5 protein-coding genes and 1 rRNA gene are annotated in these 6,668 nt (G+C 59.0%); 5 read left to right on the plus strand and 1 reads right to left on the minus strand.

Annotated elements, in window-relative coordinates; translation table 11 throughout:
• Window positions 1–205: 205 nt before the first annotated feature.
• The 4 genes from rrf to O3299_RS28040 all read left to right on the plus strand — a co-directional run bounded on the left by rrf (window position 206) and on the right by O3299_RS28040 (window position 4,328).
• Window positions 206–318, plus strand: a 5S ribosomal RNA gene (gene rrf, locus O3299_RS28025).
• Window positions 319–610: 292 nt separating this feature from the next.
• The gene (locus O3299_RS28030) at window positions 611–1,300 is read left to right on the plus strand and encodes an acid phosphatase (protein ID WP_305054759.1); all 690 of its coding nucleotides are present in this window, start codon (window positions 611–613) and stop codon (window positions 1,298–1,300) included.
• 62 nt (window positions 1,301–1,362) lie between these two features.
• Window positions 1,363–2,841: a DUF2868 domain-containing protein gene (locus O3299_RS28035; protein WP_305054758.1), complete on the plus strand. Its 1,479-nt coding sequence runs from the start codon at window positions 1,363–1,365 to the stop codon at window positions 2,839–2,841.
• Window positions 2,838–4,328, plus strand: a complete 1,491-nt coding sequence (locus O3299_RS28040; protein ID WP_305054757.1) for a DUF3482 domain-containing protein — start codon at window positions 2,838–2,840, stop codon at window positions 4,326–4,328. Before O3299_RS28035 ends, O3299_RS28040 begins: the two co-directional genes overlap by 4 nt.
• Before the next feature lie 17 nt (window positions 4,329–4,345).
• Here O3299_RS28040 and O3299_RS28045 read toward each other — a convergent pair whose 3' ends face one another.
• Complete coding sequence (locus O3299_RS28045; RefSeq protein ID WP_305054756.1) at window positions 4,346–5,245, minus strand: LysR family transcriptional regulator; 900 nt, start codon at window positions 5,243–5,245, stop codon at window positions 4,346–4,348.
• Window positions 5,246–5,358: 113 nt separating this feature from the next.
• Here O3299_RS28045 and O3299_RS28050 point away from each other — a divergent pair, with 113 nt between their 5' ends.
• Window positions 5,359–6,438 carry a tartrate dehydrogenase gene (locus O3299_RS28050; RefSeq protein WP_305063673.1) on the plus strand — a complete coding sequence of 360 codons (1,080 nt, stop codon included), beginning with the start codon at window positions 5,359–5,361 and terminating at the stop codon, window positions 6,436–6,438.
• Window positions 6,439–6,668: the final 230 nt, after the last annotated feature.

Genomic DNA, 6,668 nt, shown 5'->3' on the forward strand with positions numbered 1-6,668 from the left:
GGCTGGGTGTGGAAGTGCAGTAATGCATTAAGCTAACCAGTACTAATTGCCCGTACGGCTTGTCCCTATAACCTTAGCAGGTACAGAGGATAAGACGGTACAACGTTGCGTGTGTGTTGATACAACTATTCATTACCCCAATCTTTGCTTCTTCCAGATTCAGGCTTTGTCGTCCTACAGGAGACAAACGCCAGTACAAGTTATGCCTGATGACCATAGCAAGTTGGTCCCACCCCTTCCCATCCCGAACAGGACCGTGAAACAACTTTGCGCCGATGATAGTGCTGCAACCAGTGTGAAAGTAGGTTATCGTCAGGCTTGTTATTCGAAAAAACCCCTTCCGGTGATCCGGTTGGGGTTTTTTTACGTCTGGCGTTTTTGTCTGGCGTGGGCTTTTTGTCGTGCGTACGGCGAAGTTGCGCGAAGTTATTGCTCGCGAGCGCTTTTTGCGGGGGGAAGTGTGCCGCAAAAATGCCTATCTTGCCCGGCCCATGTTGCTAACTGCGGGCACCGTCATGTTCTCTTCATATTCACACTGTACGATGGCTTGCATGGCTGTTGCCCTTGGGCGACCAGTCCCTTTCATCCCATCAAGTAAATGTGTGCATCCATGTTGGCCAAGCTTAAACTCGTCAAAACTCCCAAAGGCATCGATAGCGTCTTGATGCTGTCGGCCATGCTGATACTCTGGATCGGCAATTACAGCAACCTCGATCTCATGATCGCCGACAGCATGTTCGACGGGACGCGTGGGCAATTTGCCGGCACGGGCAGCGCGTGGGCGGGCAATTTCCAGCTCGGCATGATCTCGCTTGGCTGCGCCATGATCTGCCTGGCTATCTGGGACACCTTGCATCCGCTGGCTCGGCTGGCCTCACGCCGCAGCGCCTTGCGCGTCGTGGCCCTGTCGGTCGTCTTGGTGCCGCTAAGCATTTACTTGCTCTCTTCTTTCAGCGATGTGCCTTGCCCCACGGATTTGCTGCGCTATGGCGGACTGGCGCCATACACGCGCCTGCTGGAAACATTGCCCGCCAATGCATCTGCCATGGTTTGCCTGCCCACCATGCAGGCGAACACTGCCTGGTGGATGCTGGCCTTGCCATTGTTTTGCCTGCCCGGACGGCCACGCACGGCGTTTTTGCTCGCTGGCGTCATGCTGCTGTGCGGTTTGGCGGCAGGCTGGCAGCAACAGTTGCAAGGTACGCAATTTTTCACGCACACCTTGTGGTCTGCCTGGATCGCCTCTTTCCTGATATATCTGCTGCATAATCTGCTCCAGGCCGAGGACGCGTTGGCCTGAAACATAAAAGTACGTCACAATCTGCCTGTCTAGTTGTCGTTTCATACAAAAACAGGAGCACCATGAACGAGCAGATTGCGAGAGAAGTGGTATTGGTCCGTGCTATCGAGACGGCCGACCAGAAAAAAGAAGTCCTCAGCGAGGATGACCGCATGTATGCCAGCCGCAGCGCGCGTGAGCTTGCGCAGTGGCAAGCTTCGGGCAAGCAGGCCGAAGTGACGGGTGACGATTTCCTGCAGCAGCGCTCCGAACTGATCCTCAAGCGCATCACCGAACGCACGCCTGCCTTCGCCGCTTTCGCGAAACGCCGTAACGGCATGAAAGCCCTGGCGCTGGCCTTGCCCTTGTTGGCCCTGCTGCTGGGCGCCGGGCTCGACCGCATCACGGATCCCCATCGCGTGGATCTGCTGTCGGCGCCCTTGCTGCTGATCATTGCGTGGAACGTACTGGTCTACCTGGGCTTGCTGATCTGGCTATGCATCCCCTCGCATTCCCTCGGCTGGCCGAAAGCAGGGCTGGTGCGCCACCTGAGCGTGGGCCGCCTGGCCTTGCCGCGCAAGTTGCCGCACGCTTTGTCCTCGGGTTTGCTCAGCTTCATGGGGGAATGGGCGCACCTGAGCGCCAAGCTGACGGCCGCGCGCCTGAGCCGTACCATCCACTTGAGCGCCGCCATGTTTGCCATCGGCGCCGTCGCCTCGTTGTATGCGCGCGGTTTCCTGTCGCAATACGCAGCTGGTTGGGAAAGCACCTTTTTGAGTGCCGGCCAGGTGCACAGCCTGCTTTCAACCCTGTTTGCGCCGGCTATTGCCCTGTTTCATTTGCAAGGCTTTTCGCTGGCGGAAATCGAAGCGCTGCGTTTCCCGCAAACGACGACCGTCGAAGGTGGCGCGCGCTGGGTGCATTTGTATGCGGCAACGATTTTCCTGCTGGTGGTCGTTCCCCGCCTGATCCTGGCATTGCTCAATAATTGGCGCGCCGCGCGCCTGACCAGGCACTTCCCGTTGGATCTCGATCAACCGTATTTCCGCAAGCTCAATGAAAGCATCGGCGTGGCCACGGGCGGCATGCTGCGCGTCTTGCCATACAGCTTTACTGTCGATGAGGCGCGCCACAAGGGCCTGGGCCAGTTGTCCATCATGCTGTTCGGCGAGCAAGGGCGCATGATGCTGCGTCCGTCGACGTCGTATGGCGAAGAGCCGCAGGACGTTCTGCGCGGCACGGACCTGAATGATCCGCAAGTCAATATCACGGCCGTGCTGTTCAACCTGACGGCGACGCCGGAAAAGGAAAATCATGGCGCCTTCCTCGATTACCTGGTGCAATCGTCGACACGTGGCATCGCCGTCCTGATCGACGAGTCCAGCTATCTGGAGCGCGTGGGCGAGCAGGTGGATAATGGCGCGCGCCTGGCGGAACGAGTCGCCTTGTGGCAGCAATTCTGCCAGTTCCACAAAACCACGGCCACCCTGGTCAATTTACTCAATCCTGCCTTGCACCCGCTCGATGCTGGTGTCGGGCTGAAAGTATCGGCAGCAGCATGAGTGTGAATGTGAATAAAGAAGTGCAGGATGATGCGGTGCAGATTCAGTTCGCGCTGATTTCGCACACGAACAATGGCAAGACGACACTGGCGCGTACCCTGGTGGGTGTGGATATCGGCGAAGTGCGCGACGCCGCCCACGTGACCGTGTTTGCGGAATCGCATACCTTGCTGGCGACACCGCAGGGTGATGCCCTGCAATTATGGGATACGCCAGGCTTCGGCGACTCCGTGCGCCTGCTCAAGCGCCTGGGGCAGTCCGGCAATCCCATCGGCTGGTTCCTGCGCGAAGTGCTGGACCGTTATCGCGACCGCCCGTTCTGGCTCAGCCAGCAAGCGTTGCGCACGGCCAAGGACTCTGCCGACGTGGTGCTGTACCTGGTCAACTCCTCTGAAAATCCCCGGGACGCGGGCTACTTGCCGGCGGAAATGAAAATCCTCGCCTGGCTGGACAAGCCGGTGGTGGTCTTGCTCAATCAGATGGGACCGCCGCGTCCGGGTAATGAGGAGCACGGTGAGCAGGCGCGCTGGCGCGAGCATTTGCAGCAGTATCCGATCGTGCGCGACGTCCTGGCGCTCGATGCCTTTGCCCGCTGCTGGGTACATGAGCGCGTGTTTTACGAAGCCGTGGGTAAATTGTTACCGCAGTCACAGCAAGCTGGCTACGCGCGGTTATTTGCTACCTGGCAAACACAAAATACGGCGCGTTTCCAGCAGGCCATGCATTTGCTGGCTACGCAGCTGGCCGTGGCTGGGCAAGATCGCGAGGCCATCGAGCCGGCGTCCAGGGGTTTGCTGAAATCGGCCTTGCAGGTCGTGGGGATCGGCAAGAATGCAGAGCAGCAACGCCAAGAAAAGGCCATGGCCAGCCTGGTGGCGCGCCTCAATACGCACAGCAGCGTGACTACGCGTGAACTGTTGATCTTGCACAAACTCGATCCGACCGACGCGCATAAGATTAATAGCCGGATACGGGAAAATTTCGCCGTGCGCGCGCCGATCGACAAGGCGCAAGCGGGGCTCTTGGGCGCCATGATTTCCGGTGCCGCGACGGGGCTATCGGCCGACCTGATTTCCGGCGGCTTGACCTTGGGTACGGGGGCCTTGCTTGGCGGCGTGGTCGGCGCGCTGACGTTTGCCGGCGCAGCCTGGGGTTTTAATTCAGGTACGGACCGCAATGAGCCCACGATGCAATTTACCGATGCCTTTTTGCGGACCTTGGTAGTGGCGGGCGTGCTGCGTTACCTGGCGGTGGCGCACTTTGGCCGTGGCCGCGGCAACTTTGTCGAAAGCGAGGCGCCGGCCTTCTGGCAGGATGAGGTCGAGCAGGCGGTAGCGCGCCATGACGCTGCTCTGGCCGAGCTGTGGAAAGACGTGCGCCGGGAAAAGTCGCCGGAGCAAGCCGCCGAGCGCGTGCTGCCCCTCCTGTCGTCCATCACCTCCGATACCTTGGCGCGCCTGTATCCGGATGTGGCGCGCCTGGTGTAGATACCTGGTGTCGATTATCAGGCACGGGCTTGCAGCCACTGCTCCAGACACTGCACGCAGGCCCTGACCTTGGCCGAGTTCGACAGCCGCGAGGTGGTCACCGCCCACACGTCGGCCGCCTGCTTATACGCGGGCAAAATGCGCACCAGCTTGCCTTGCGCCAGGCTGCTTTCCACATTCCATGCCGAACGCAAGATGATGCCGTGGCCATCCAGCGCCCATTGATGGACGATCTCGCCATTGTTGGCCGAGAGCGGTCCGTCGACCTTCACCGTTTCCACTCCTTGCGGTCCCTGCAGTTTCCAGCGCCGCCCATCCTGGTCGCGTTCGCGAATGACGATGCAGTCATGCTCGCGCAACTGCGCCAGGGTGTCCGGCGTTCCGCGTCGTGCCAGGTAGGCGGGCGCGGCGCACAGTACGCGTTGGTTGCTGGCAATACGGTGGGCGATCAGGTCCGGTTCATGGACCACGCCGATGCGAATGTCGAGATCGAAACCTTCGCCCAGCAGGTCGACGGGCCGGTCGAGCAATTCCAGCTGTATTTTCAGGCCTGGGTACTGCCGTGCCAGCTGGGATAGGGCTGGACCGAGCCGGTTGCGTCCGAATCCGGAACTGGAGCAGATGCGCAGCACGCCTTGCGGCTGCAGTTTCGACTGCGCTACCGCTTCACCCATTTGCTCGACATCTTCCAGGATGCGTTGCGCCCATTGCCGCACGATCTCGCCGTGATCGGTGACGCTGACCCGGCGAGTGGTCCGGTGCAGCAAACGTACTTGCAGCGCCGCTTCCAGCATGCCGATGCGCTTGCTGACGACGGCCTTGGAAATGCCCAGTTCCAAGGCTGTGCCGGCGAAGCTGGTTTTATGGGCAACCTGGCAAAACAGGCGTAAGTCTTCCAGCAGCGGCGTATGTTTCATTGATTGACTACGAAATGTGAATACTTGGGTTATGAATTACCCGATTGTATTCTCATGCGGTGCCAGTATCATCAATGCATCCATCTAGCATCTATCTATAACAGGAGAACCCCATGCCCACACACCGAATCGCAGTCATCGCCGGCGACGGCATCGGCAATGAAGTCATGCCGGAAGGGCTGCGTGTCGTCGAGGCCGCCGCGCGCCGTTTCAATATCGACCTGCAGTTCACGACGATGGCATGGGCCAATTGCGACTATTACCTGGAACACGGGCAAATGATGCCCTCGGACTGGTTTGCCCAGCTCAAGGATTTCGACGCCATCTATTTTGGCGCCGTGGGCTGGCCGGACAAGGTGCCCGACCACATCTCCTTATGGGGTTCGCTGTTGAAATTCCGCCGCGAATTCGACGAATACGTGAATCTGCGTCCCGTGCGCTTGATGCCTGGTGTGCCGTGCCCGCTGGCGAATAAAAAGCCGGGCGATATCGATTTTTATGTGGTGCGTGAAAATACGGAAGGAGAGTATTCATCCGTGGGCGGGCGCATGTTCGAGGGGACGGAGCGCGAAACGGTGCTGCAGGAATCCGTTTTTACGCGCAAGGGTGTCGACCGTATCCTGAAGTATGCGTTTGAGCTGGCGCAAAGCCGGCCTAAAAAACACCTGACATCGGCCACGAAATCGAATGGCATCGCCATCAGCATGCCGTATTGGGATGAGCGGGTGGAAGCCATGAGCCCGAGCTTTCCCGATGTCCGCTGGGATAAATGCCATATCGACATCCTGGCGGCCCGCTTTGTATTGAGCCCCGAACGTTTCGACGTGGTGGTCGCTTCGAATCTGTTTGGCGACATCCTGTCCGACCTGGGGCCCGCCTGCACGGGGACGATTGCCATCGCACCGTCGGCCAATATCAATCCGGAGCGCACTTTTCCTTCCGTTTTCGAGCCGGTGCACGGTTCCGCACCCGATATCTATGGCCAGAATATCGCCAATCCGATCGGCATGATCTGGTCGGGCGCCATGATGCTGGACTTCCTCGGCAATGGCGATGCCAATTACACGGCGGCGCATGATGCGATTGTGCGCGCCATCGAGCAGGTGCTCGAGCATGGTCCGCGTACGCCGGACATGGGGGGCAGCGCCAGTACGACGGATGTCGGCATGGCGGTTGCAGAATTGCTGAAATAAAGCTTGCTGCCCGTGAGTGGCTTTGCTATAGTTCGCCTCCCCAATGAGGCGCAGTCAAATGCCGCAGTTGAGGATCACCGGAAACGGCGATGCAGTAAAAAGAAGGTGTTGACGGACGTAGCGAAATGCTTCATACTCTTCCTTCTTCGCAGCTGACAAACACAACGCTTTGTCGATAGCGCGAAAGCAGTAACCGAATACAGTTCTTTAACAATTAACAGTCGATAAGT

Source organism: Janthinobacterium sp. SUN176, from assembly GCF_030587335.1.
In the GTDB taxonomy this organism is placed as follows: Bacteria; Pseudomonadota; Gammaproteobacteria; order Burkholderiales; family Burkholderiaceae_D; genus Janthinobacterium; species Janthinobacterium kumbetense.